The organism is Mesorhizobium sp. J18 (genome assembly GCF_007829525.1).
Taxonomy (GTDB): Bacteria; Pseudomonadota; Alphaproteobacteria; order Rhizobiales; family Rhizobiaceae; genus VLJP01.
Genome location: NZ_VLJP01000017.1, coordinates 38,638 through 59,319, shown reverse-complemented (window position 1 = coordinate 59,319; position 20,682 = coordinate 38,638). Strand labels below are relative to the sequence as shown.

Here is a 20,682-nt window from a genome sequence, read left to right as displayed (position 1 = left end):
CTGCCGCCTTGCCGAGCTGAGACGGCGAGGCATGTGCCGCGGTTTACCCTCCCCCTTGAGGGGAGGGTCGGCGAGCAATCGGGAGCGCAGCGAAGGATTGCGAGACGGGGTGGGGGTAATCGAGGCTTGTCGGCAACGATGATGGAGCGGAAATATCGAGGGTGCGGTACCGAGGCTTATCGGAGATGTTTCAGCCAATGGCGAAGGTCGGCGATCTGCTGAGGCGCCTCCATCGTCCTCGACCTCGAAGCAAAGCGGAGAGTGTCGGGGCCCCAGGTCTCGGCGGCAGATGACCCAGCGGCGGGACGGAGCCACTATTCGCAATCCGCCCATCGCCTCGCGCGCTGCAAATGGTTCAAATGTCCATGCACTGTCGGTCGCATATCGGCGGCGGGCAGCCCGGACGCCAGCCTGCAGAATCATCCTCCGCTGTCACCCTGCGCCTGTTCTTCGCCTTTGAGGGCGCGGATGATGTCGCCCATCAGGGCATGCAGGTCGTCGCGATGGCCGGAGCGCGCGGAAGGGTTGGCTTCGTCGGAAGTCATGACGACGGTGAGTTCGAGAGCCGGCGCGATATAGAGCATCTGGCCGCCATAGCCCCAGGCATAGCGCACCTCATGCCCGGCGATCTGCCGGAGGAACCAGCCATAGCCGTAACCATCGCCATTGAAGACCGAATTGGTCCTCCGCTGCCACGAGGCTTCGATCCATTCGGGCGAAAGCACCTGTTCGCCGCCTGCCCTGCCCTCGTTGCGGTAAAGTTCTCCGAAGGCAAGCAGCGAGCGCGGCGACATGGCCATCTGGTTGCCGCCGAAATAGATGCCTTGCGGATCGCGATCCCAATTGGCGATGGAGAAGCCCTCGACCGGGCCGAGCCAGTCGCGCGCAAGCTCCAGCGTCGAGCGGCCGGTCGTTCTGGTCAGGATGGCCGAAAGCAGATGCGTCGAGCCGGTGGAATAGAGCATGCCGCCGCCGGGATCGTCCGCAAAAGGCCGCGACAGCACGAAGCGCACCCAGTTGCCGCTCTGCACCCAGCGGCCGTAATTCGGCCCCGAGGTGCGTTCCAGACCGGCCTGCATGGAAAGCAGGTTGCCGATCGTGATCTCATGGATGCGCGGATCGGGATCGTGCGGCAGATCGGGCTCGAGCAATGGCGCGATCTTCTGGTCCGGCCCTTCCAGCACGCCCTTGTCGATGGCGATGCCGACCAGAGCGGAGATGACAGATTTGGAGGCCGATTTGATATTGGTCGGCGTGGTGACCGAATGGCCGCGATAGCCGCGCTGGCCGATCACTTCGCCGTCCTTGGCGACGATGACCGTCTGCAGCGGCTTCAGCCGCTCCGCTTCGTCCAGAAGATCGGCAATCTTCCGGTCCGTTTGCTCCTGCGCGACGGCTGGAGCCGGGGGCATTGCGCAAGACAGGAAGGCAAGAAGCGCAAGGGCGGAAAAGCGGCGTCGGTCCATGCGCCCTCGCTTAAGCACCGGCCATGGCGAATGAAAGACAGGGTGTGGGCAAACTCCGCCCCTCACGTCAAGTTGAAGTCACTCACTCGGGCGGAAGCCCGGCACCGGGACGGAGGAACCGGAAGTCGGCGTGCTCCCGGCAAAGGCCATGGAGGCCGTCTCGGCCGGCGCGATGGCCGCTGCCGCCTGCACCGGCGCACTTACTCCGGGCGGTGTCTGTTTTGCGGCGGCGACCGTCTGCTCCGGCTTGGTCTCCTGTTTCACGGAAGCCACCGCCGTAGCGGTCTCTGGATTTTTCTTGCCGGGCCGCAGGCCGGTTTCCTCCAGCAATCCCTTGCGCTTGGCATCGTAATAATAGCCGCGGGCATAGAGCCGCACCGCCTGGTCGTGATTGCCATCGGCCACGATATAGGCTCCGCGCAGATATTTGACGGCATATTTGAGATTGGTCTCGGCATCGAAGAGGCCGGACGGCTTGCCCTTGTAGCCCATGCCCTGGGCCGTCTTGTAACGGATCTGCATCAGGCCGTAATTACCGGAATTGTAAGCCTTCGGATTGTAGCTGCTCTCGCGCTTCACGACACGATGCACCAGGGATTCGGGCACCTGATAGGCGGCCGCGTAATGGGAGATCATGCCATCGAGCCCGCTGCCGGAACTGATCTCGGGCCGCGAGGAAGGGGTGATGTCCATGACATCGGGCAGCGAGACTCCCGCCGAGGTGCAACCCGACAGTGCAGCAGCAGCCAGCGCGGCACAAAGCCAGCCGTGTGAAATTTTCATACGCCCTCTCCGCGCGCCGTCCCCGCCGATATGGGCCAAACGCACTCTCGAATTTGGCGGCAATGAGGCAAAGGCAGAAATCGGGTTGCTTCAGGCGCTATGTTCCTGATTTGTACATGGAGCAGAATCTGTTATTCAAGGATGGTGGACGGAGCAGCGGATATGAACGTCAAGTCCTCCCCGATCGAATATATGCTGGTCGATACCGCTATCGGGCCCATCGGCATCGCCTGGAATGCCGTCGGCCTTGTGCGCGTGCAGCTTCCCGAGCGCGACGCCGAAAAGACCGAGAAGGCGCTGACGGCCAGACTTGGCCATGTCATCCGCCATGATGAGGCCACTTCCCCGCTTCCGCCGATGATCGCCAGTCTGGTGGGGCTCCTGCGCCGTTACGCGGAAGGCGAGGCCGTGGATTTCTCCGCGGTTCCGGTGGATTTCGACGGCGTGGACCCTTTCCGCAAGGCCATCTACCGCACCGCGCGCAAGCTCGGCTTTGGCGAAACGACCACCTATGGCGCACTGGCGGCGGAAGCGGGCTTTCCGAATGCCGCGCGCGACACCGGCACCGCACTCGGCCGCAATCCGGTTCCGATCGTGGTCCCGTGCCACCGCATTCTTGCCGCGGGCGGAAAGCTTGGCGGCTTCTCGGCACCCGGCGGCACCACGACCAAGCAGAAGCTCCTGATGATGGAGAATGCCCGCACCGACCCGCCGGATTCCCCGCAAGGCTCATTTGCCTTCTGAATTTGGCGCCTGCTGAATTGGCGTCTTTCTGCACAATGGTCTTTCCGAAGCGGCCCCTCGGGGCTATCTTGATTGGGCGCAATCGGGTGCTCGTCCGGATTGCAATGCGGATTGCGCAGCGCATAATGAGATGCTGGCGATTCGCATCGCCTTCGCTTTTGAGCGAAAGCCATTCCGTATCAAGTCCTGTTGTCAGCCGCGTATCCGGCCCTGGTTACGGTAAGCGTCGATTCCGCATTCCTGAAGCGCAAGCAGGCAGGGGACCATCATGCGCCGACCAAAGGACGACTGCATCAAACATCGCCTGACAGACCGTTCGCAAATGCTCGTCGCCGTCAAATATCTGCTCTCCCATGGCATTCCCGAGGACCGCATCGCCATAGAGCTTTCGCGGATCTTCTATGTCGATATCGACGAGCTCAACCTGGTGCTCGACGCCGTGCATATACCGGTGAAGCAACCGGCGGCCGGGACCGGCTGGGGCGCCGTCGCATAGCGGACCGGAGAGGGGTCGGGGCGAAAGACAGGCTATTCGCCGGTCCAGTGCAAAGGCACATGGCCGGGGTCGGTCTGCATTCGCTCCAGCCAGCGCGTCACTGCGGGAAATGCCCCGAGGTCGAAGCCGCCTGCATCGGCGTCATGGGTATAGGCGTAGAGCGCGATATCGGCCACCGTCACTGCATTGCCGGCAATGAACGGCGTTTGCGCCAACTGCCTATCCATCACGCCGAGCGCCTGCGTGCCGCCGGCCAAAGTCGCATGGAGCCGTTCGGGGGTCGCCATGGCGGCGCGCTCGGGATATTTCACGAGCGAACGGCGCACGGCTATGTTCGGCTCGTGGCTGTACTGCTCGAAGAAGAGCCATTGATGGACGATCGCCCTGTCATAGCGGCCTTCCGGAAGGAACCGGCTCCCCTCGGCCAGATAGAGCAGGATGGCGTTGGATTCCGCGATGAAACGGCCATCATCCAGCTCCAGCAGCGGAACCTTGCCATTCGGGTTCTTGGCAAGGAAATCAGCCTTTCGCGTCGTCCCGTCACGCGAGCTGGTTTCGACATGGACGAAAGGCTGCCCGAGCTTCGCCAGCAGCAGGCGCGGCTTGTAGCAATTGCCGCTGTCGGTCATGCCATAGAGCTTCATCGGTCATCTTCCCGGTTACGCGGCCGGGATTATGCCCGGCGCCGTCATCAGCGACCATCGATTTGTTCTTGGCCTTCCATCAACGAAATTGATCCGTCTCCGGAGCATGATCTTTTCCAAAAACCGAAGATCCTCGTCAGCGAAAACCGGTTTCCACTTTTGGGGATCGTGCTATAGAGACCCGCGCAAATTCGCACCACGCCAAAACATCACTGGAGACCAACGTCATGGCTTTTCTTGCCGACGCCCTTTCACGCGTGAAGCCCTCCGCCACCATCGCGGTGACCCAGAAGGCTCGTGAACTGAAAGCACAGGGTCGTGACGTGATCGGGCTTGGCGCGGGCGAACCAGATTTCGATACGCCGGACAACATCAAGAAAGCAGCCATCGAGGCGATCAATCGAGGCGAGACGAAATATCCGCCCGTCTCCGGCATCCAGCCGCTGCGCGAGGCGATCGCCGCCAAGTTCAAGCGCGAGAACAATCTCGACTATGACTGGAAGCAGACGATCGTCGGCACCGGCGGCAAGCAGATCCTGTTCAACGCGTTGATGGCGACCCTCAATCCCGGCGACGAGGTCGTCATCCCGGCGCCCTATTGGGTCAGCTATCCGGAAATGGTGGCGCTTTGCGGCGGCACGCCCGTCTTCGCCGAAACGACCATCGACAACGGCTTCAAGCTTACCCCGGCCGCGCTCGACAAGGCGATCACGCCGAAGACCAAGTGGCTTATCTTCAACTCGCCTTCAAACCCCTCCGGCGCGGCTTATACGGAAACCGAATTGAAGGCGGTCGCCGAAGTGCTCCTGAAGCACCCGCATGTCTGGGTGCTGACGGACGACATGTATGAGCACCTGACCTATGGCGATTTCACCTTCCGCACCATTGCGGAGGTGGAGCCACGGCTATACGAACGCACCCTGACCATGAACGGCGTGTCCAAGGCCTACGCCATGACCGGCTGGCGCATCGGCTATGCTGCGGGACCCGTCGAGCTCATTAAGGCCATGGATGTGATCCAGGGGCAGCAGACTTCCGGAGCCTGCACGATTGCCCAATGGGCTTCCGTCGAGGCCCTCACCGGCCCGCAGGACTTCATCGCCCGGAACAAGGAAATCTTCCAGGGCCGGCGTGATCTGGTCGTGTCCATGCTGAACCAGGCCAACGGCATCACCTGTCCGACGCCCGAGGGCGCCTTCTATGTCTACCCGTCCTGCGCCGGAGCAATCGGCCGCAAGGCACCCAGCGGCAAGGTGATCGAGACCGACGAGGACTTCGTCTCGGAGCTTCTGGAGGCAGAAGGCGTGGCGGTGGTGCATGGCTCCGCCTTCGGGCTCGGTCCCAATTTCCGCATCTCCTATGCGACATCGGAGGCGCTGCTCGAGGAAGCCTGCGCACGCATCCAGCGCTTTACCGGCAATCTCAGCTAAGACATCTGCTCCTTGCGGGGCGGACGCGACCTGCGTCCGCCTCGGATTTTGTCAGCATTGATCGCCCCTTCGGCTTGCAACGGACAAGCGGAATTGTTTCTGTCGCGTGAGCGCTGACATGAGGGAGCCGACATGGAACGATATTATCCGGTAGCTGTCGTAACGCTGCTGTGTTGCCTTCTCCTCTTCGGAATGGCGCTCACGGTCGCGAGAACCCATTCGAAAACCGGCATACTTGCTCCCGCCATGACCGGCGATCCGCTGCTTGAACGGGCGGTCCGGGCCCATACCAATTCGCTCGAGTGGCTGCCCGTCTTTCTTCCGTCGATGTGGCTCTTCGCGATCTACTGGAGCGCGTGGTGGGCAGCCGCCTTTGGTGCTCTATGGATCATCGGCCGGATCGTCTATTTCGTCGGCTATCTGGAGGCTCCGACGAAGCGCTATCCGGGCTTCCTGATCCAGGTGGTGGCGACCTTTGCCCTTCTGCTCGGCGCTCTCGGAAGGATCGTCTATCTCTGGCTGACAGGATGAGCCATAGGCTTTCGGCTCCCTGACGTCTCGGGATCATTCCCCATCGTCGGGTATCTTAAGCTTATGGCCGCAGGCCTTGCAGAAGACGGCGTCAACGTCGTGCCGCTGGAGACCGCATTCCGGACAGGGGAAGAAAACCTTGGCCGGTCTGAAGATCGATTGCGCCAGTTTGACGAAGAGCGATATGCCCACGATCATTGTGACGATCGCGGTAAGCTTGCCCCAGGTGCCAGGCAGCACGATGTCCCCGAAGCCGGTGGTGGTGACTGTCGCCACCGTCACGTAAAGCGCGTCTATATAGCCTTCGATCCCCCCCGTCCCGCGGAAGAAGCTCGTGTAAACGAAGCCGGTCACCACGAAGAGGAAGGTGAGAAGGTTCATCACCGCATGGATGGGTTCGCGCCATTCGCCATAACCGTGCCGCTCCAGCGGTCGCCAGAGCGTGCCGCTGCGCGACAGCGACCAGAGCCGCAGAATGCGCAGGAAGCCCAGATTGAATAGCGTGTAGGGAAAAAGCAGCGTGATCAGGATGAATATGTCGACCAGCACCGTCGGCTGGCGCAGCCAGCGCGGTATGTTGGTTGAAGCCAGCGCCCGTGCCGTGATGTCGATGCCCAACAGCGCCGCCACGGAATAATCCAGCCACAGGAATGACGGCCAGTCGCGCAGGGCCGGCGCCAGGATGAAGAAGGCGATGGCGGCGAGATCGACAACGATGATGGCGAGCTGAAAGCGAAGCGCGGCCTTTGTCTGGCCGTGATAGAGCCGGCGCAGGAGGTCGCGCAGGGCGTCGAAGCCGGAGATCGGTTCGGAAACGGTCTTTTCGCTGCTCATCCGGTTCCGGTTCCTCCGTTTCAGATCGTTCTGCTCGACCCTCGCCGTACCGAGACGGCCCTTGCCGAAAGTTCAAAGCCGTGTGACGATAGTTTCGGGATGGGGGTGCCGCAAGAAGCACCCGCCGCGCGACGGCCGCCAAAGGATCACCTGGGGCCGGCCGCCGCTCATGGCGAGATACGTGAGAGGAGGTCGGTAATCATGGGTAAACGCGCCGGAGAAAGATGCACGGGACCGAAATGCATCGCCATTGTCGGTCCCTTCGCCAGCGGCAAGACCACGCTCCTGGAAGCCATTCTCGCCCGCGCGGGGGCAATTCCGAAGCAGAATCCGGTCGGCTCCGGCAACAGCGTAGGGGACCACTCGGCCGAGGCCATGGCTCACGCCATGAGCGTCGAGGCCACCTTCGCCACCACGGATTTCATGGGAGAGAGCCTGACCTTCGTGGACTGTCCCGGCTCGGTTGAATTCGCCTTCGAGATGGAGCCGGTGCTGGCTGCCTGCGATCTGGCCGTGGTGGTGGCGGAGGCCGATGAGAAGAAGATCCCGGCTCTGCAGCTCGTCATGCGGCGGCTCGATGAATTGAGCATTCCGCGCATGCTTTTCCTCAACAAGATCGACAAGGCGAATACCGGCGTGCGTGACACCCTCAAGATGCTGCAGCCGGCAAGCCGTACCCCACTTCTCCTGCGCCAGATCCCCCTGCGCAAGGAGGGGATCGTGATTGGCTCGATCGATCTGGCTCTGGAACGCGCCTACATCTATCGCGAACACGCGCCGAGCGAGATCGACGAGATTCCCGATGACGAAAAGGCCCGCGAAGTGGAGGCTCGGTTCTCCATGCTGGAGACCCTGGCCGACCACGACGACCAGCTGATGGAACAATTGCTGGAAGAGATCGAGCCGCCGCGCGATGCCGTCTTCGACGATCTGTCGGCCGATCTGCGCGAAGGCATTGTCACGCCGGTCCTCATTGGCTCGGCCGAAAAGGGCAATGGCGTCTTCCGGCTTCTGAAGGCGATCCGCCACGACGCACCCGACATATCGGCAACGCGCGGGCGGCTTGGGTTGGAGCCGGCGGGAGATACGATCCTCCAGGTCATGAAGACGATTCACACCTCGCATGGCGGCAAGCTGTCGGTCGCGCGCGTGCTCGCCGGCAGCATTGCCGATGGAGCCGAAGTGCGCAGCGCCAGGGCGAGCGGCAAGGTTTCAGGCATGGCGACCCTGCTCGGCAAGGACCAGACGAAGGTGACCTCGGCTCGTGAAGGCCAGACGGTGGCGCTCGGCAAGCTCGATGATGTCGAGACCGGAGACACGTTGACGACCGGCCGCGGTCCTGCCGCCCAACTGGCCAGGCCGGAGCCGCCGCAGCCGGTATTCGCTATTGCGCTGCGCTCGCGCGAGCGCAAGGACGACGTGAAGCTCTCCGCAGCCCTGCAGAAACTGGTTCAGGAAGATCCGTCGCTCAAGCTGGAGCAGAACCAGGAGAGTGGCGAGACGATCCTTTCCGGCCATGGCGAAATGCATCTGCGCGTGGTCATCGAAAGGCTCGAAGGAAAATACCAGATTCCTGTCGCCTCGCATCCGCCGACGGTTCCCTATTGCGAGACCATCCGCAGCGGAACCACCCAGCGTGGACGCCACAAGAAACAGTCGGGCGGACACGGGCAATTCGGCGATGTCGTGCTCGATATCAAGCCGCTTCCGCGCGGCAGCGGATTCGAATTCACCGACACGATCAGCGGCGGCGTGGTACCGAAGCAGTATATCCCCTCGGTCGAGGCGGGCGTTCGCGATTTCCTCAGGAGCGGCCCGCTCGGCTTCCCGCTGATCGACCTCAAGGTCAATCTGGCGGACGGCTCTTATCATTCGGTCGATTCGTCCGACATGGCTTTCCAGATGGCGGCAAAGCTCGCCATGAAGGAAGGCGTGGCCGCCTGCAATCCGGTGCTTCTGGAACCTATCCTGAAGGTGGAAGTCTACACCCCTTCCGACGCCACCGCCAAGGTGACCGCCATCATCTCCCAGAGGCGCGGCCAGATCCTCGGCTTCGATGCACGGCCGGGCTGGGACGGCTGGGACGTGGTGGAGGCGATGATGCCGCAGGCCGAGATCGGCGACCTCATCATCGAATTGCGATCGGCAACGGCGGGCGTCGCCAGCTACCGCGCAAGCTTCGACCACATGTCCGAACTGACCGGACGCCTCGCCGACGAGGCAACGCATGGCCGCAGCCGCACCAAGGCGGCATAGCGATTGCTCCTGACCTTAGATAACTTGATTGTAAAAAAAGAGCCGGATCAAAGGATCCGGCTCGAAGTGTGGAAGTGCCTATAAGGCGAAACCTCCAGAGGGGAACACTCGCGGGGGCTAATGGGAGGAGAACGCGCCCCGTGAGTGATTTCGATATGGGCGCTCCGTGCTCAAATAACAAGCACTCTAATTTGCAAAGCTCCCATGCAAAAATGCATAAGCCGGTCGGAATACTCCTCCTGTGCCGGCTCAATAGGACCAAGTGCGCGACTTGGAAATCAAAAAGTCCCGAAAAACCTGTAGCTTAGCCTGATTTTTCATCGCATCCGGATAACAGAAATAGGTGTCGAATGACGGCACTTCCGTCTCTGGAAGCAATTGTACCAGATCGTCTTCTTTGCTGACCATATAATCAGGAAGCATGGCGATACCCGCTCCGCGCTTCACCGCGAGCTTGATCGACATGACGTTATTGATCTGTAAAGCAGCGATTCGCTTCGATCCGTCCGGCCTTCCAGCCGTTTCGATCCAGTTCATGTCAGCCAGATGCGAGGGCACCGCTTCGCCGAAGGAGATGATGCGGTGGCGGTCGAGATCGGCCATCGAAGAAGGGCGGCCGTGACGGTTCACGTAGGAGGGCGCCGCATAGAGATGCAGGTGGACGGTAAACAGCCGCCGCTGGATCAGGTCCGGCTCCTGCGGCTGGCGCAGCCTGATGGCGCAATCAGCCTGCCGCATGGTAAGGTCCAGTTCCTCATTGGCGAGAATGAGCTGGATCTGAATATCCGGATAGAGCTCGATGAATTCCGGCAGCCGTTCCGTCAGCCAGCCGGTGCCCAGCCCCACCGTCGTCGTCACCTTGAGAAGGCCGGAGGGCCGGTTCTTGGTCTCCGTCAGCCTGACCTTGACGTTTTCCAGCTTCATCAACACGTCGTGGGCGGTACGATAAAGCAGTTCCCCCTGTTCCGTCAGCACGAGTCCACGCGCATGCCGATGGAACAAAGGCACGCCTACTTCCTGCTCGAGCGCGCTTACCTGGCGCGAGATGGCCGATTGCGAAAGATGCAGAAATTCCGCCGCATGGGTAAAGGAACCCGCCTCCGCCGCGGCGTGGAATACACGTAGCTTGTCCCAGTCGAACGCCATGATCCCCTCGTATCGGCGTATGACCGCATTCTTTGGCGGCCTGTTATTCCGCGGCTTCGCGGTGCGTTTCGAGCCCGGCCAGGTATCTTTCCGCTTCAAGCGCGGCCATGCAGCCTAGCCCGGCGGCCGTCACCGCCTGCCGGTAAACCTCATCCGTCACATCGCCGGCCGCGAAGATACCTGGCACATCGGTCTGCGTCGAATCCGGCGCGGTCCACAGATAGCCGCTCGGCTTCTGTTTCAACTTTCCGACGAAAAGGTCAACCGCAGGAGCATGGCCTATGGCCACGAACACGCCGTCTATGGGCATTTCCGATTTCTGCCCCGTCTTGACATTCTGCAGCCTGATCCCGGTCACCGAAGGCGGCATGGGCGGCTTGCCGGGAGCGCCGATGATCTCATCCACCACCGTGTCCCACAGCACCTTGATATTGTCCTTCTGCCGCAACCGTTCCTGCAGGATGCGCTCGGCGCGGAACTCAGCACGGCGATGGATGACGGTGACGCTCTTGGCGAGGTTCGCAAGATAGAGGGCTTCTTCGACGGCGGTGTTGCCCCCTCCGATGACGACGACATCCTTGCCGCGATAGAAAAAACCGTCACAGGTGGCACAGGCCGAGACACCGAAGCCCATGAAGGTCTGCTCCGACGGCAGGCCCAGCCACTTCGCCTTGGCACCGGTAGCGATGATGAGCGCGTCGCAGCTGTATTCCGTCCCGGAATCGCCCTTGAGCCGGAATGGCCGGCTCTCCGTATCGACTTCCACGATCACGTCATTGACGATCTCCGTGCCCACATGCTCGGCCTGCAGACGCATCTGTTCCATGAGCCACGGCCCCTGGATGACATCGGCGAAACCGGGATAGTTCTCGACATCCGTCGTGATCATCAACTGGCCGCCCTGCTCCAGCCCGGATATGAGCATCGGCTTCAGCATGGCGCGCGCCGCATAGATCGCCGCGGTATAACCGGCGGGACCCGACCCGATGATGAGCACCGGCGCGTGGCGACTGGTCATGGCATGCGATCCTTTCAGATTTCGCGCCGCCCCGGGCAATCCGCCGGAACGCAAATAAAATTTCCGTACCGATCTAAGTATTCCATACCCACTTCTGCAACCTGTATGCCGGTTTTCCAACAACTAGGATTGCGCTACTCCGCCGGCATTGGAACCTGAGGGCAAACTCCAGGCAACGCTTCAAGTCAGGACCCTGCTTGGCGAGCCCCTCCTCTTAGCCTAGTTTCGCAACCCAGGCGCGACAGATTCGTGCACGAAATTCCGAATAGAGGGAAGAATATGCCTCTGAAAGCCGAGTTGGACGCGATAGACTGGAAGATCCTTCGCGAGCTTCAGGATGATGGCCGCATCACCAATGTGGAGCTCTCGCGCCGCGTCGGCATATCTGCCCCGCCCTGCCTGCGCCGGGTCAAGCGGCTGGAGGATGCGGGCATCATCCGCGGCTATCGCGCGCTGCTCAACACACCCGTGCTGGGTTACGACGTGGTGGCCTTCTGCCTCGTCGGCCTGCATCATCAATCCGACGCCGAATTGAAGATCTTCGCCGAGCGATCCAGGAACTGGCCCATCGTGCGGCGCGCCTGGATGGTCTCGGGCGATTCAGACTTCCTGCTCCACTGCGTGGCAACCGATCTCGGCAGCTTTCAGAGCTTTGTTATCGAGGAACTCACCTCCACCCCGAATGTCGATACCGTCCGGACGGCGCTGACCATCCGGCAGGTCAAGGATGAGGGGCTGGTGGCGATCAACGAATAGAAGGGGCGAGCGATCGACGCTTCGCGCAAGGAACGGGCAGGCGCTGCCGTCATACTTTTTCCTGCCAATTTCGGCGAATAATTGCCAAAATCGTGCGGCGTCCATTCTTCGGTGTAGCGTTGATCAGCAAAACAAACAGGCCGATCGGCAGATATCTCGTGAAGCTCTGTTTCGATCTTCTTGCAGGTCGAAAGCATTCTCACGAGCAGGATTGGTGGCCGGGCGTCCGCTTGGCCTTTCCCGAGGGCAATCGTCCGGGAGAGATCGTCTACAAGGGCCGAACGATCGCCGCCCTCTCCCCTTTCGACATCCTTGCTGCTCCAAGGGACGAGATAACGATCATCGGGTCGGGACCATCGATTTCCGGCCAGGACTTCTCCCGGCTTCCCGACCATTCGGCAATCCTGCTGAACGGTGCCATCCACCTGCTCGACGACAGGCTGCGCAATCCGCTTGCCGTCATCGTGGAAGACGAACGGTTCGTCTGGCGTCATTTCAGCAATATGGTGAAATTCATCAAGCCGCAGACCCCGTGCCTTTTCTCGACCGGCACCTTGCGCGCCATCTGCGAAATCGATGCTTCGTGGCTTGCCACCCAGCAGGTGATCCATATCGATTTTCTGCAGAAACCCTATGCGCGTCCACGCCCGTCGAGCGCCGAGCTCGCAGCCATGTCCTTCCTGCGCTGGTCGGCGGATCACTCCAATGCGATCTCCCTGATGCCGCAGCGCGGTATCTTCGCAGGAGGATCGGTGGCAGTGACGGCAGTTCAGATCGCCTTATATCTAAAACCGGCAGTGCTGGGACTGGCCGGGATCGACCTTTTGAACGCAGGCGAGCCGAGATTCTACGAGACCAGCGGGGATTCGGCGAAATCACGCATCCTGCGCGCGCAGGGAAAGATCCTCGACATCTATACGGTTGTACTGAGGGAATGCGAGCCTCGAAACATAAAGCTGGTGAACTACTCGCCGGTCTCTTCCCTGTCGAAAATCGGCGTGCCTTATGACGACCGACTCTGCCGCCAATCCGATACGGACGTGTAGCTAGGGTGACGGCAACGGCGCGCGCCACAGATGCTCATAGACGGCGATCAGATCAGCCGCCTCGCGCTCAAGCGGAAAATTTTCGCGCACATGGATAAGAGCCGCGCGGACTGCCGAGAGGCGCGCCGGCTCGTCCACAAGATAGGTTTCGATCGCGTCCGTCATGGCGGCCAGATCGTCGCGCGCAACGATCCTGCCTGTCTTGCCGTCCACCACCAGTTCGGAAAAGGCGCCAACATCCGTTGCCACGACCGGAATACCGGTCGCCATCGCCTCCAGCGGCGTCAGGCCGAACCCTTCCCAGCGCTGCGGCGCGACGAAAAGCGAGAGCGCGCGGTACCAGCGCGGAATGTCGCCCTGCTCGCCGACGAAATGGATGCGGTCGGCCAGTCCCGCATCGGCGACTCGTCGCTTCAGATCTTCCTCGAAGGCGATATGCGGGCCCGTGGCGCGCCCGGCAATGATAGCCGACCATGTCGGATGGCGCGGCAGAAGCCCGATCATGGCATCGACGAAAAGGTCCGTGCCCTTCTGGCGGCGCAGGCGGCCGAAGCAGCCGACATAGCGCCGGGCGGGATCGAGGCCGACCGCGCGCACCGCTTCGGGCAGATCTTCCGGAGGCGAGAAACGCCCGGTATCGATGCCATGCATGACGACGGTGTTCGGCACCTCGAGATAGGCGGCAGTCTTGCGGCTGGTGGCGATGACCGCATCCATTCGACGGATGAGGAACCGGGTCCAGCCGGTATGCTCGCGCTGCGAGGCGGAGGTGAAGACCAGCCTCAAAGGCGCTCGCAGGATATGGCGGAGGACAAGGCCTCCCAGCATTTCCGTGTTGCGCCGCGCATGCCAGATGCGAAAGGGTCTGTCGGAAGGCCGCCGCAGGAGTGCCGGCGCCTGCCACCAACGGATTTTCGGAAGATCGTCGGGAAGACCGGGACCGAGCGTTGCGATGCCGATCATCCGCGCCTGGAGGGGGACAAGCTGGATGATGGTGCTCGTCACCCCCGAGAGGCGCCGCTTGAAATTGGGCGCCACCACCTCGACCGCGCGCATGTCGACCGAAGCCCGGCGCCCGGAAGATTTCATGCTCACATGAAGTGGACCTTGACGATCTCGTAGCCATGCGCGCCGCCTGGCGCATTGACTTCGACGGAGTCGCCGACGCCCTTGCCGATCAGTGCCCGTGCGATCGGCGAGGAGATGGAGATGCGCCCCGCCTTCACGTCTGCCTCCTGATCGCCCACAATCTGGTAGGTCTTTTCCTGCTCGGTGTCCTCGTCGACGAGAACGACCGTGGCGCCGAACTTCACAGTGTCGCCGGAAAGCTTCGACACGTCGATGACTTCCGCCCGCGCGATCAGATCCTCAAGCTCGCTGATGCGCCCTTCGTTGAGGCTCTGCGCTTCCTTGGCGGCGTGATACTCCGCATTCTCGGAAAGGTCGCCGTGGGAACGCGCCTCGGAAATCGCTTCGATGATCCGCGGCCGTTCTTCCTGCTGCCGCCACCGCAACTCTTCCTTCAATGCTGCGAAACCGCCCATGGTCATCGGGACCTTGTTCATTCCACATTACCTTTCCTGAGTTCGCCACCGGCCTGTTTTCCTGATACGGGACCGGCAGGACGCAAAAAAGAAACGGTCCGGTAGCCTCGCCAACGGAACCGTTCCGATCTGTCTCCGGGCGAATATAGCAATCTTCTGGCGGTTTTCACGCGAAATTTCGCCAGAATGACGTTGGCTGGCCCTGCGTGGCAGAACCGGCCCCGGATTCTTCCTCCTGCGAGGCGCCCGATGCTCAAATTCCCGTCATCGACACAGGGACACCGGAATTTGTCTTGCACCCTTCTCCCCATGGCCTATCTGATCTACCAAAAAGGAGAAGACATGCAGCGATTGATCGTCGGCAGCCTGATGGCCAGTCTTTGGACCGGTGCGGCCCAAGCGCAGATATTCCAGACCGAATTGGTCGATATCCGCGCTGAAACACTTGCCGAGGGTCTGCAATATCCCTGGGGCCTGGATTTCCTGACCGACGGAAACGCCATCGTCACCGAACGCGGCGGAACCATGCGTGTCCTTTCCAAAGGCGAGCTTTCGGCGCCTGTCGAAGGCGCGCCCGAAGTGGCCGCAGTCGGTCAGGGCGGGCTTCTCGATGTCGCTGCAGCGCCGGATTTCGCCGAATCCGGCATGGTCTACTTTTCTTTCTCCGAACCCGGCGAAGGCGGAGCAGGCACGGCCATTGGACGTGGGAAGCTGGTGCAGGATGGCGAAACCTGGCGGCTGGAGGGTGTCGAGACGATCTTCAGCATGGGCAAGAAGACGTCCAAGTCCCAGCATTTCGGATCCAGGCTCGCCTTCCATCCCGACGGCACGCTCTTCTTCACCATCGGCGAGCGCGGCCAAGGCGAACGGGCGCAGGATCCGGCGGATCATGCCGGCTCGGTGCTGCGCATCAATCCGGATGGCAGCGTGCCGGAGGACAATCCCTTCGTGGGACAGGAAAATGCGGCGCCTGAGATCTGGTCCATCGGCCACCGCAATCCGCAAGGCATGGTATTCGATCCGGTGACCAATACGATATGGGTGGTGGAGCACGGCGCCCGCGGCGGCGACGAGGTCAACCATGTCGAGCCCGGCAAGAACTATGGCTGGCCGGTGATCAGCTACGGGGTCCACTATTCCGGCCAGAAGATCGGCATCGGCACCGAGGCCGAGGGTTATGAGCAGCCTGAATATTACTGGGACCCGTCGATCGCCCCGTCAGGCATGGCGGTCTATACGGGCCGCATGTTCCCTGAATGGCAGGGAGATTTCCTCGTCGGCGCGCTCAAATTCGAACTGCTGAGCCGCCTCGAGCGCGGTTCCGACGGCAAGGTGACCGGAGAGGAACAGCTCCTCAAGGGGTCGTTCGGCCGCATCAGGGATGTCAATGTCGCACCGGACGGTTCGATCTGGCTGCTCAATGACGAGGCCAGCGGAGCCATCATCCGGATTTCACGGGCCAGATAACATCAATCAGGCCGTCAGCCGACAAGCGTTAGTCTGCAATCTGCGCGGCCAGTTCGGCATATTCCTCGCAGGCCGTTCCGCAGCGCTTCCCGATTTCCGCCAGCTGCCGTTTCGCCGCGGCAAGATCGCCAAGCTGCAGATAGGCTTCGCCCAGATATTCGCGCGCCAGCACGAAATCCGGATCGATGGTCAGCGCCTCCTGGTAATAGCCTAGGCCGACATTCACCCTGCCCTGCTTGCGATGGGAATAGCCGAGATAATTCAGCACATGCGGATCGCCGCTGTCAGCGGCAAGGCTGAGCACCTCGATCGCTTCTCCGTAACGCTCCTGCATGGCAAGGAAGCGTCCATATTCATAGACGCTGTCGGTATCGACCTCGCTTTTTTGCGGGTCGACGCATTTCTCCTGATTGCGATCCCAGATCTGCCCGCGCGGGCACTGGTTCGTCGTCGTACCGCCGCCACCGCCACCGGCAGCGTGGATTGGCGTCAGCGGAAAAGTAACGAGAATTGCGGCAAGGCTTGCCGTGACGGCTTTCCTCATCCTGCCTCTCCTCCTCGATGGAGGCCCGCACCCGATGCCGCGGGCCGGATCGCCCAATCCTACTCGTCTTTGCGTCTGCCGGCATTCACGTTGGCGTGACGGGCAGGCAAGAAGCATGGCGGTTTGCCGGCAGCGGCGGCGATGATAAGAAAGAAAGTCTGCTTTCGTCTTTCTCCCCTTTCCTCCGGTTTCTCATGACCCGCCTTCAGGCCAATCTTTTGCTTCTGCTTGCGGGCGCCATGTGGGGCATGGGTTTCGTCGCCCAATCGACCGCCATGGCAGCCATCGGGCCGTTTCTCTTCATCGGGCTCAGATTCCTGATCGCAACCATCTCGATGCTGCCTTTCGCCCTGCGTGAAGCAGGCATGGCCAAGATGCCGCTCAGCCGCAGAGACTGGCGTGCCTTCGGTCTCGTCGGTCTCCTGCTTTTCGGCGGCATGGCGGCACAGCAGGTGGGGCTCCTGACGACGAGCGTCACAAATTCCGGCTTCCTCACCGGCCTTTACGTGGTGATGGTGCCGTTCTTCGCCGTCATCATCTTCCGGCAATGGCCCAGCCCTGTCGTCTGGCCGGCGACGGTTCTGGCACTTGCCGGCATCTGGCTGCTCTCCGGCGGAGATATGGTGGCCCTCAAGCCAGGCGACTGGCTGACGATCCTGTGCGCGGCCTTCTGGGCATTACAGGTGATCTTCATCGCGAGGCATGCGGCAGACACCGGACGGCCGGTCACGCTGGCGGTCGCCCAATTCGCCGTCTGCGCCGTGGTGGGGCTGGCAGCAGCTCTGGCCTTCGAGCCGATCGCCTTCGAAATGATCCGTGGCGCGCTGGCCGAACTTCTCTATGCAGGCATCTTCTCCGGCGGCATAGCCTTCACGCTCCAGGTGGTGGGTCAGCGCTACACGACGGCTCCGCAGGCGGCCATCTTCCTTTCCACCGAAGCGGTCTTCGCCGCTCTTTTCGGGGCAATATTCCTAGGCGAACGCGTGCCGCCGGCCGGGCTTGTCGGTTGCGGGCTCATTTTCGCGGCGATCCTTCTGGTGGAGGTCCTGCCGGCGATCCGCGAACAGCGGCCTACGACCTGAAGACCAGCGCCGACCCGGCAATGATGAGCGCGAAACCGGCAAGATGGTTCCAGCCGACGGGTTCGCGCAGATAGAGTACCGAAAAGGCGACAAAAACCGTCAGCGTGATCACCTCCTGGATCGTCTTGAGCTGGGCGGCCGAATAATGGCCGTAACCGATCCGGTTTGCGGGAACGGCCAGGCAATATTCGACGAAGGCAATGCCCCAGCTAGCCACGATGGCGATCAGAAGCGGTGCCGACTTGAATTTCAGATGGCCGTACCAGGCGAAGGTCATGAAAATATTGGAGGTAGCAAGCAGGATTATAGGCGCCACGGCGGGCGACAGCAGATAGCTCATATGCAAGATCCGGGGAAATTTTCCGCGTAATGCGTTATCATGCGGAACCGCAAGGAGATCAAGCCGGTGCAGCAGCCTGTCGAAAAGGAATGGGACCTGACCATTGATCCGGATATGGTCCGCCTGCTGGCGTCCAAGGCTCGCGTGCTCAGCGCCGCCGTCAATGATGACTACGAGGACGGCAAGGAGCATGAGGTGGAGTTCACCGAGGAAGCAGGCGACGGCCACCACCATGACGGACTGGCCGAGGAAGAGGAAGACGACCTGACCGAGGCGGAGTTCCGCGAACTGGTGGGCGACCTCAATGTGGACGAGGCGGCGGAACTGGTGGCAATCGCCTGGATCGGGCGCGGCGACTATGATGCTGACGAATGGAACGAAGCGCTGGCCGACGCGCGCCAGCGCGTCAACAATCGCCTGCCCGGCTATCTCCTCGGCATGCCGATGCTCGGCGACTGGCTCGAGGACGGATTGCAAGCGATCGGCGTGACGAGTGCGTAACCTATTGTGATTCATGGTGCACTTGCCTCTCGTCCACAGGAGAGGCATTTCCGCTATGTGGTCAGATTTCACAATGCCTTGCGGCACACATTTGCGATCATGGCCCTTTTGGCCATTGCTTCCGCGCCCTCGACACTGCAGGCTGAGGACGTGAAGCTGCCCGTACAGGCCCCCATACCCGAAATGCGCGAACCGGCCGAAAAGCCGGATCGGGCAAGCGAAACCCCTCCCCTTCCCACTCCACGGCCGGATATCGACGCGAAGGCGGAGACTCGGAAGGCCGACGAGGCGGCACCGTCCGGCAAACCTGTGGAGAAGAAAGATGCGTCGAAATCGGAGGGACAGGCAGAAAAGAAAAAGGGGGAACCTGCTCCTCCTTCGGCGGAGGAACTGGCCTGCCGGAAGCGTTTGCGTGATCTCGGGGTAACGTTCGAGGAGCGCAGGCCCTTGTCCGACGAGGCCGGCTGCTCGGTCCCGCACCCGATCGCGATCACGTCGCTTGGAAGCAATATCGCCCTGGAGCCCGAGGCAGTCTTGAATTGCGCCTTGGCAGAAACCGCGGCCCGCTTCTTCCAGGAAACAGTCGGACCGGCGGCAGAACAGCATTTCAAACAGCCGCTGACGGCGATCCGCCACGCATCGGCCTATGTCTGCCGGCCGCGCAACGGCAGCTCCAAGCTTTCCGAACATGCCTATGGCAATGCGCTCGACATTGCCTCCTTCGTCTTCAAGGATGGAAGCGAAGTGGAGGTGAAGGCCTATGGCACCTCGAAGGAGGAGAGCGTGAAGGGCAATTTCCTGGCCCAGATCCGCTCCGCCGCCTGCGGCCCTTTCAAAACGGTCCTCGGCCCCGGCACCGACGCGGATCATGCCACGCATTTCCATCTCGATCTCGCCGAACGGCGCAACGAATCGACCTATTGCAGGTAAATGCCCCAATCCCGTCACAAGCCTTACGGCGCTGCTGATCTTTCATTTACCACTGCCCGCTACCCTGTCGGTCTCTACCAGCCGGGGACCGGGAGATGGCCGTCGAAACAGAAAGCGCCCAGGCGCAACCGCACCGGGAAAAGGCGTCGCGCCTGCGCGGCAAGTTTTCTGCGGTATTTCTGGCTGCGGCTAKGGCGGCCGTGGTATCCGCCTGCACCGCCAGTTCGGTCCTGACGCCGCGCCCGGACGTCGATGTCGGCACGACAACTGCAACCATCTCCGGCGGCGGCCTTCAAAATCTGGTGCCCTCGAATCCCTATATGACCACAGCCGCCTATCCGCGAGTCGATCTGCCCGAGGCGCAGGCCAATGTCATGCCGGAGAACGAGGTCGCCTGTCGGCGCGAATTGAGCCGGCTGGGTGTCAGCTATCGCGACCTGGCGCCCATCAATGACGGCGGCGCCTGCCGCATCGATTATCCGGTGGAGGTGAGTTCGCTTTCCGGTGACATCACGATGAAGCCGGCCGCCACGCTGACCTGCCAGATGGCGTTGACCTTTGCCCGCTGGACGAGAAACGAGCTCGCGCCTGCAGCGCGCACCCGATATCTCTCCGGAATCAGGACAATCCGTCAGGGTTCCAGCTATTCCTGCCGGCGCATCGCGGGCACCAGCGTGGCCTCGGAGCACTCCAAGGGCAATGCTCTTGACGTCATGGCGATCGAGCTGAACAACGGCCGTGAGATCGACGTGCGCCGTCCGGGTCTCTTCGCCTTCCGCCAGCGCGGTCTCCTCAATACGGTGCGTGCCGAAGGCTGCGACTATTTCACGACGGTCCTCGGCCCGGGCTACAATGCCGACCATGCCGACCATTTCCATTTCGACATCAAGTACCGCCGAAACGGCTACAGGGCCTGCCGTTGACGCGAGCGACAACCATCGCCTGTTCCGGGCGCGCATGAACTGTGAGGCTCCTTCCTGTCGAAGCGGATGTCTCATCGGCCCGGCACAGGAATACCGTCGAAGCGGCCCGCTATTTCACTGATGTGCCGCCGCATCCCGCCACATCCTCCAAAGCTGTAGCCTGCAACTGCAACAGAATAGCACTTCGCATCGAGCACCATC

At 61.6% G+C, this 20,682-nt stretch carries 21 protein-coding genes and 1 pseudogene; 12 read left to right on the top strand and 10 right to left on the bottom strand.

Features of this window, described 5'->3' with window-relative positions; all coding sequences use genetic code 11:
* Nucleotides 1-419 precede the first annotated feature (419 nt).
* Both L598_RS08835 and L598_RS08830 read right to left on the bottom strand, forming a co-directional pair.
* Nucleotides 420-1,466, bottom strand: a complete 1,047-nt coding sequence (locus L598_RS08835) for a serine hydrolase (RefSeq protein ID WP_144861680.1) — start codon at nucleotides 1,464-1,466, stop codon at nucleotides 420-422.
* Between the two features lie 168 nt (nucleotides 1,467-1,634).
* A pseudogene (locus L598_RS08830) lies at nucleotides 1,635-2,111 on the bottom strand (lytic transglycosylase domain-containing protein); the annotation flags it as partial.
* A 300-nt stretch (nucleotides 2,112-2,411) separates the two neighbouring features.
* Here L598_RS08830 and L598_RS08825 point away from each other — a divergent pair.
* Both L598_RS08825 and L598_RS08820 read left to right on the top strand, forming a co-directional pair.
* Entirely contained in the window at nucleotides 2,412-2,993 is a 582-nt protein-coding gene (locus tag L598_RS08825) for a methylated-DNA--[protein]-cysteine S-methyltransferase (protein WP_144861676.1), read from the top strand.
* 268 nt (nucleotides 2,994-3,261) lie between these two features.
* Nucleotides 3,262-3,489 (top strand): hypothetical protein, encoded by a 228-nt coding sequence (locus tag L598_RS08820; RefSeq protein WP_144861674.1) that lies wholly within the window; start codon nucleotides 3,262-3,264, stop codon nucleotides 3,487-3,489.
* 32 nt (nucleotides 3,490-3,521) lie between these two features.
* Here L598_RS08820 and L598_RS08815 read toward each other — a convergent pair whose 3' ends face one another.
* A complete protein-coding gene (locus L598_RS08815) occupies nucleotides 3,522-4,133 on the bottom strand; it encodes a glutathione S-transferase family protein (RefSeq protein WP_144861672.1) in 612 nt (203 codons plus the stop codon).
* Between the two features lie 227 nt (nucleotides 4,134-4,360).
* Here L598_RS08815 and L598_RS08810 point away from each other — a divergent pair, with 227 nt between their 5' ends.
* Entirely contained in the window at nucleotides 4,361-5,563 is a 1,203-nt protein-coding gene (locus L598_RS08810; RefSeq protein WP_144861670.1) for a pyridoxal phosphate-dependent aminotransferase, read from the top strand.
* 132 nt (nucleotides 5,564-5,695) lie between these two features.
* A complete protein-coding gene (locus tag L598_RS08805) occupies nucleotides 5,696-6,094 on the top strand; it encodes an MAPEG family protein (protein WP_144861668.1) in 399 nt (132 codons plus the stop codon).
* Between the two features lie 33 nt (nucleotides 6,095-6,127).
* On the opposite strand, the gene L598_RS08800 is transcribed toward L598_RS08805, so the two are convergent.
* Nucleotides 6,128-6,928, bottom strand: a complete 801-nt coding sequence (locus L598_RS08800) for an ion channel (RefSeq protein ID WP_144861666.1) — start codon at nucleotides 6,926-6,928, stop codon at nucleotides 6,128-6,130.
* A gap of 201 nt (nucleotides 6,929-7,129) precedes the next feature.
* Here L598_RS08800 and L598_RS08795 point away from each other — a divergent pair, with 201 nt between their 5' ends.
* The gene (locus L598_RS08795) at nucleotides 7,130-9,184 is read left to right on the top strand and encodes an elongation factor G (RefSeq protein WP_144861665.1); all 2,055 of its coding nucleotides are present in this window, start codon (nucleotides 7,130-7,132) and stop codon (nucleotides 9,182-9,184) included.
* Nucleotides 9,185-9,433: 249 nt separating this feature from the next.
* Here L598_RS08795 and L598_RS08790 read toward each other — a convergent pair whose 3' ends face one another.
* Both L598_RS08790 and trxB read right to left on the bottom strand, forming a co-directional pair.
* On the bottom strand, nucleotides 9,434-10,330 hold the full coding sequence (locus tag L598_RS08790; protein WP_144861663.1) for a LysR family transcriptional regulator: 897 nt from the start codon (nucleotides 10,328-10,330) through the stop codon (nucleotides 9,434-9,436).
* A 43-nt stretch (nucleotides 10,331-10,373) separates the two neighbouring features.
* A complete protein-coding gene (trxB, locus tag L598_RS08785; protein WP_144861661.1) occupies nucleotides 10,374-11,348 on the bottom strand; it encodes a thioredoxin-disulfide reductase in 975 nt (324 codons plus the stop codon).
* A gap of 279 nt (nucleotides 11,349-11,627) precedes the next feature.
* Here trxB and L598_RS08780 point away from each other — a divergent pair, with 279 nt between their 5' ends.
* Nucleotides 11,628-12,104 (top strand): Lrp/AsnC family transcriptional regulator, encoded by a 477-nt coding sequence (locus tag L598_RS08780; RefSeq protein ID WP_144861659.1) that lies wholly within the window; start codon nucleotides 11,628-11,630, stop codon nucleotides 12,102-12,104.
* Between the two features lie 119 nt (nucleotides 12,105-12,223).
* Nucleotides 12,224-13,150, top strand: coding sequence for a glycosyl transferase (locus L598_RS08775; RefSeq protein ID WP_144861657.1), 927 nt, complete (start codon nucleotides 12,224-12,226; stop codon nucleotides 13,148-13,150).
* On the opposite strand, the gene L598_RS08770 is transcribed toward L598_RS08775, so the two are convergent.
* Nucleotides 13,151-14,239, bottom strand: coding sequence for a glycosyltransferase family 4 protein (locus L598_RS08770; RefSeq protein ID WP_144861688.1), 1,089 nt, complete (start codon nucleotides 14,237-14,239; stop codon nucleotides 13,151-13,153).
* A gap of 2 nt (nucleotides 14,240-14,241) precedes the next feature.
* On the bottom strand, nucleotides 14,242-14,715 hold the full coding sequence (gene greA / locus L598_RS08765) for a transcription elongation factor GreA (RefSeq protein WP_144861655.1): 474 nt from the start codon (nucleotides 14,713-14,715) through the stop codon (nucleotides 14,242-14,244).
* Between the two features lie 321 nt (nucleotides 14,716-15,036).
* Between greA and L598_RS08760 the strand changes: the two genes are divergently transcribed.
* The gene (locus L598_RS08760) at nucleotides 15,037-16,161 is read left to right on the top strand and encodes a PQQ-dependent sugar dehydrogenase (protein ID WP_144861653.1); all 1,125 of its coding nucleotides are present in this window, start codon (nucleotides 15,037-15,039) and stop codon (nucleotides 16,159-16,161) included.
* A 28-nt stretch (nucleotides 16,162-16,189) separates the two neighbouring features.
* Here the strand turns inward: L598_RS08760 and L598_RS08755 are convergent, their stop codons facing one another.
* Complete coding sequence (locus tag L598_RS08755) at nucleotides 16,190-16,705, bottom strand: tetratricopeptide repeat protein (protein ID WP_144861651.1); 516 nt, start codon at nucleotides 16,703-16,705, stop codon at nucleotides 16,190-16,192.
* Between the two features lie 194 nt (nucleotides 16,706-16,899).
* Here L598_RS08755 and L598_RS08750 point away from each other — a divergent pair, with 194 nt between their 5' ends.
* Nucleotides 16,900-17,787, top strand: a complete 888-nt coding sequence (locus tag L598_RS08750) for a DMT family transporter (RefSeq protein ID WP_144861649.1) — start codon at nucleotides 16,900-16,902, stop codon at nucleotides 17,785-17,787.
* Here L598_RS08750 and L598_RS08745 read toward each other — a convergent pair.
* A complete protein-coding gene (locus L598_RS08745; protein WP_144861647.1) occupies nucleotides 17,777-18,127 on the bottom strand; it encodes a DMT family protein in 351 nt (116 codons plus the stop codon). The genes L598_RS08750 and L598_RS08745 overlap by 11 nt on opposite strands.
* A gap of 66 nt (nucleotides 18,128-18,193) precedes the next feature.
* Here L598_RS08745 and L598_RS08740 point away from each other — a divergent pair, with 66 nt between their 5' ends.
* The 3 genes from L598_RS08740 (at nucleotide 18,194) to L598_RS08730 (ending at nucleotide 20,481) form a co-directional block, all read left to right on the top strand.
* Nucleotides 18,194-18,628 carry a DUF3775 domain-containing protein gene (locus L598_RS08740; RefSeq protein WP_144861686.1) on the top strand — a complete coding sequence of 145 codons (435 nt, stop codon included), beginning with the start codon at nucleotides 18,194-18,196 and terminating at the stop codon, nucleotides 18,626-18,628.
* A 57-nt stretch (nucleotides 18,629-18,685) separates the two neighbouring features.
* A complete protein-coding gene (locus L598_RS08735) occupies nucleotides 18,686-19,558 on the top strand; it encodes an extensin family protein (RefSeq protein WP_144861645.1) in 873 nt (290 codons plus the stop codon).
* Nucleotides 19,559-19,653: 95 nt separating this feature from the next.
* Nucleotides 19,654-20,481: an extensin family protein gene (locus tag L598_RS08730; RefSeq protein WP_144861643.1), complete on the top strand. Its 828-nt coding sequence runs from the start codon at nucleotides 19,654-19,656 to the stop codon at nucleotides 20,479-20,481.
* Nucleotides 20,482-20,682: the final 201 nt, after the last annotated feature.

What these genes read in the sequence shown, in the direction of transcription:
- L598_RS08790 (WP_144861663.1), bottom strand. Translation starts at nt 10,330, where the DNA reads ATGGCGTTCGACTGGGACAAGCTACGTGTATTCCACGCCGCGGCGGAG.
- L598_RS08755 (WP_144861651.1), bottom strand. Translation starts at nt 16,705, where the DNA reads ATGAGGAAAGCCGTCACGGCAAGCCTTGCCGCAATTCTCGTTACTTTT.
- L598_RS08760 (WP_144861653.1), top strand. Translation starts at nt 15,037, where the DNA reads ATGCAGCGATTGATCGTCGGCAGCCTGATGGCCAGTCTTTGGACCGGT.
- L598_RS08815 (WP_144861672.1), bottom strand. Translation starts at nt 4,133, where the DNA reads ATGAAGCTCTATGGCATGACCGACAGCGGCAATTGCTACAAGCCGCGC.
- greA (WP_144861655.1), bottom strand. Translation starts at nt 14,715, where the DNA reads ATGAACAAGGTCCCGATGACCATGGGCGGTTTCGCAGCATTGAAGGAA.
- L598_RS08835 (WP_144861680.1), bottom strand. Translation starts at nt 1,466, where the DNA reads ATGGACCGACGCCGCTTTTCCGCCCTTGCGCTTCTTGCCTTCCTGTCT.
- L598_RS08820 (WP_144861674.1), top strand. Translation starts at nt 3,262, where the DNA reads ATGCGCCGACCAAAGGACGACTGCATCAAACATCGCCTGACAGACCGT.
- L598_RS08770 (WP_144861688.1), bottom strand. Translation starts at nt 14,239, where the DNA reads ATGAAATCTTCCGGGCGCCGGGCTTCGGTCGACATGCGCGCGGTCGAG.
- L598_RS08800 (WP_144861666.1), bottom strand. Translation starts at nt 6,928, where the DNA reads ATGAGCAGCGAAAAGACCGTTTCCGAACCGATCTCCGGCTTCGACGCC.
- L598_RS08795 (WP_144861665.1), top strand. Translation starts at nt 7,130, where the DNA reads ATGGGTAAACGCGCCGGAGAAAGATGCACGGGACCGAAATGCATCGCC.
- L598_RS08805 (WP_144861668.1), top strand. Translation starts at nt 5,696, where the DNA reads ATGGAACGATATTATCCGGTAGCTGTCGTAACGCTGCTGTGTTGCCTT.
- L598_RS08825 (WP_144861676.1), top strand. Translation starts at nt 2,412, where the DNA reads ATGAACGTCAAGTCCTCCCCGATCGAATATATGCTGGTCGATACCGCT.
- L598_RS08745 (WP_144861647.1), bottom strand. Translation starts at nt 18,127, where the DNA reads ATGAGCTATCTGCTGTCGCCCGCCGTGGCGCCTATAATCCTGCTTGCT.
- L598_RS08780 (WP_144861659.1), top strand. Translation starts at nt 11,628, where the DNA reads ATGCCTCTGAAAGCCGAGTTGGACGCGATAGACTGGAAGATCCTTCGC.
- L598_RS08810 (WP_144861670.1), top strand. Translation starts at nt 4,361, where the DNA reads ATGGCTTTTCTTGCCGACGCCCTTTCACGCGTGAAGCCCTCCGCCACC.
- trxB (WP_144861661.1), bottom strand. Translation starts at nt 11,348, where the DNA reads ATGACCAGTCGCCACGCGCCGGTGCTCATCATCGGGTCGGGTCCCGCC.
- L598_RS08750 (WP_144861649.1), top strand. Translation starts at nt 16,900, where the DNA reads ATGACCCGCCTTCAGGCCAATCTTTTGCTTCTGCTTGCGGGCGCCATG.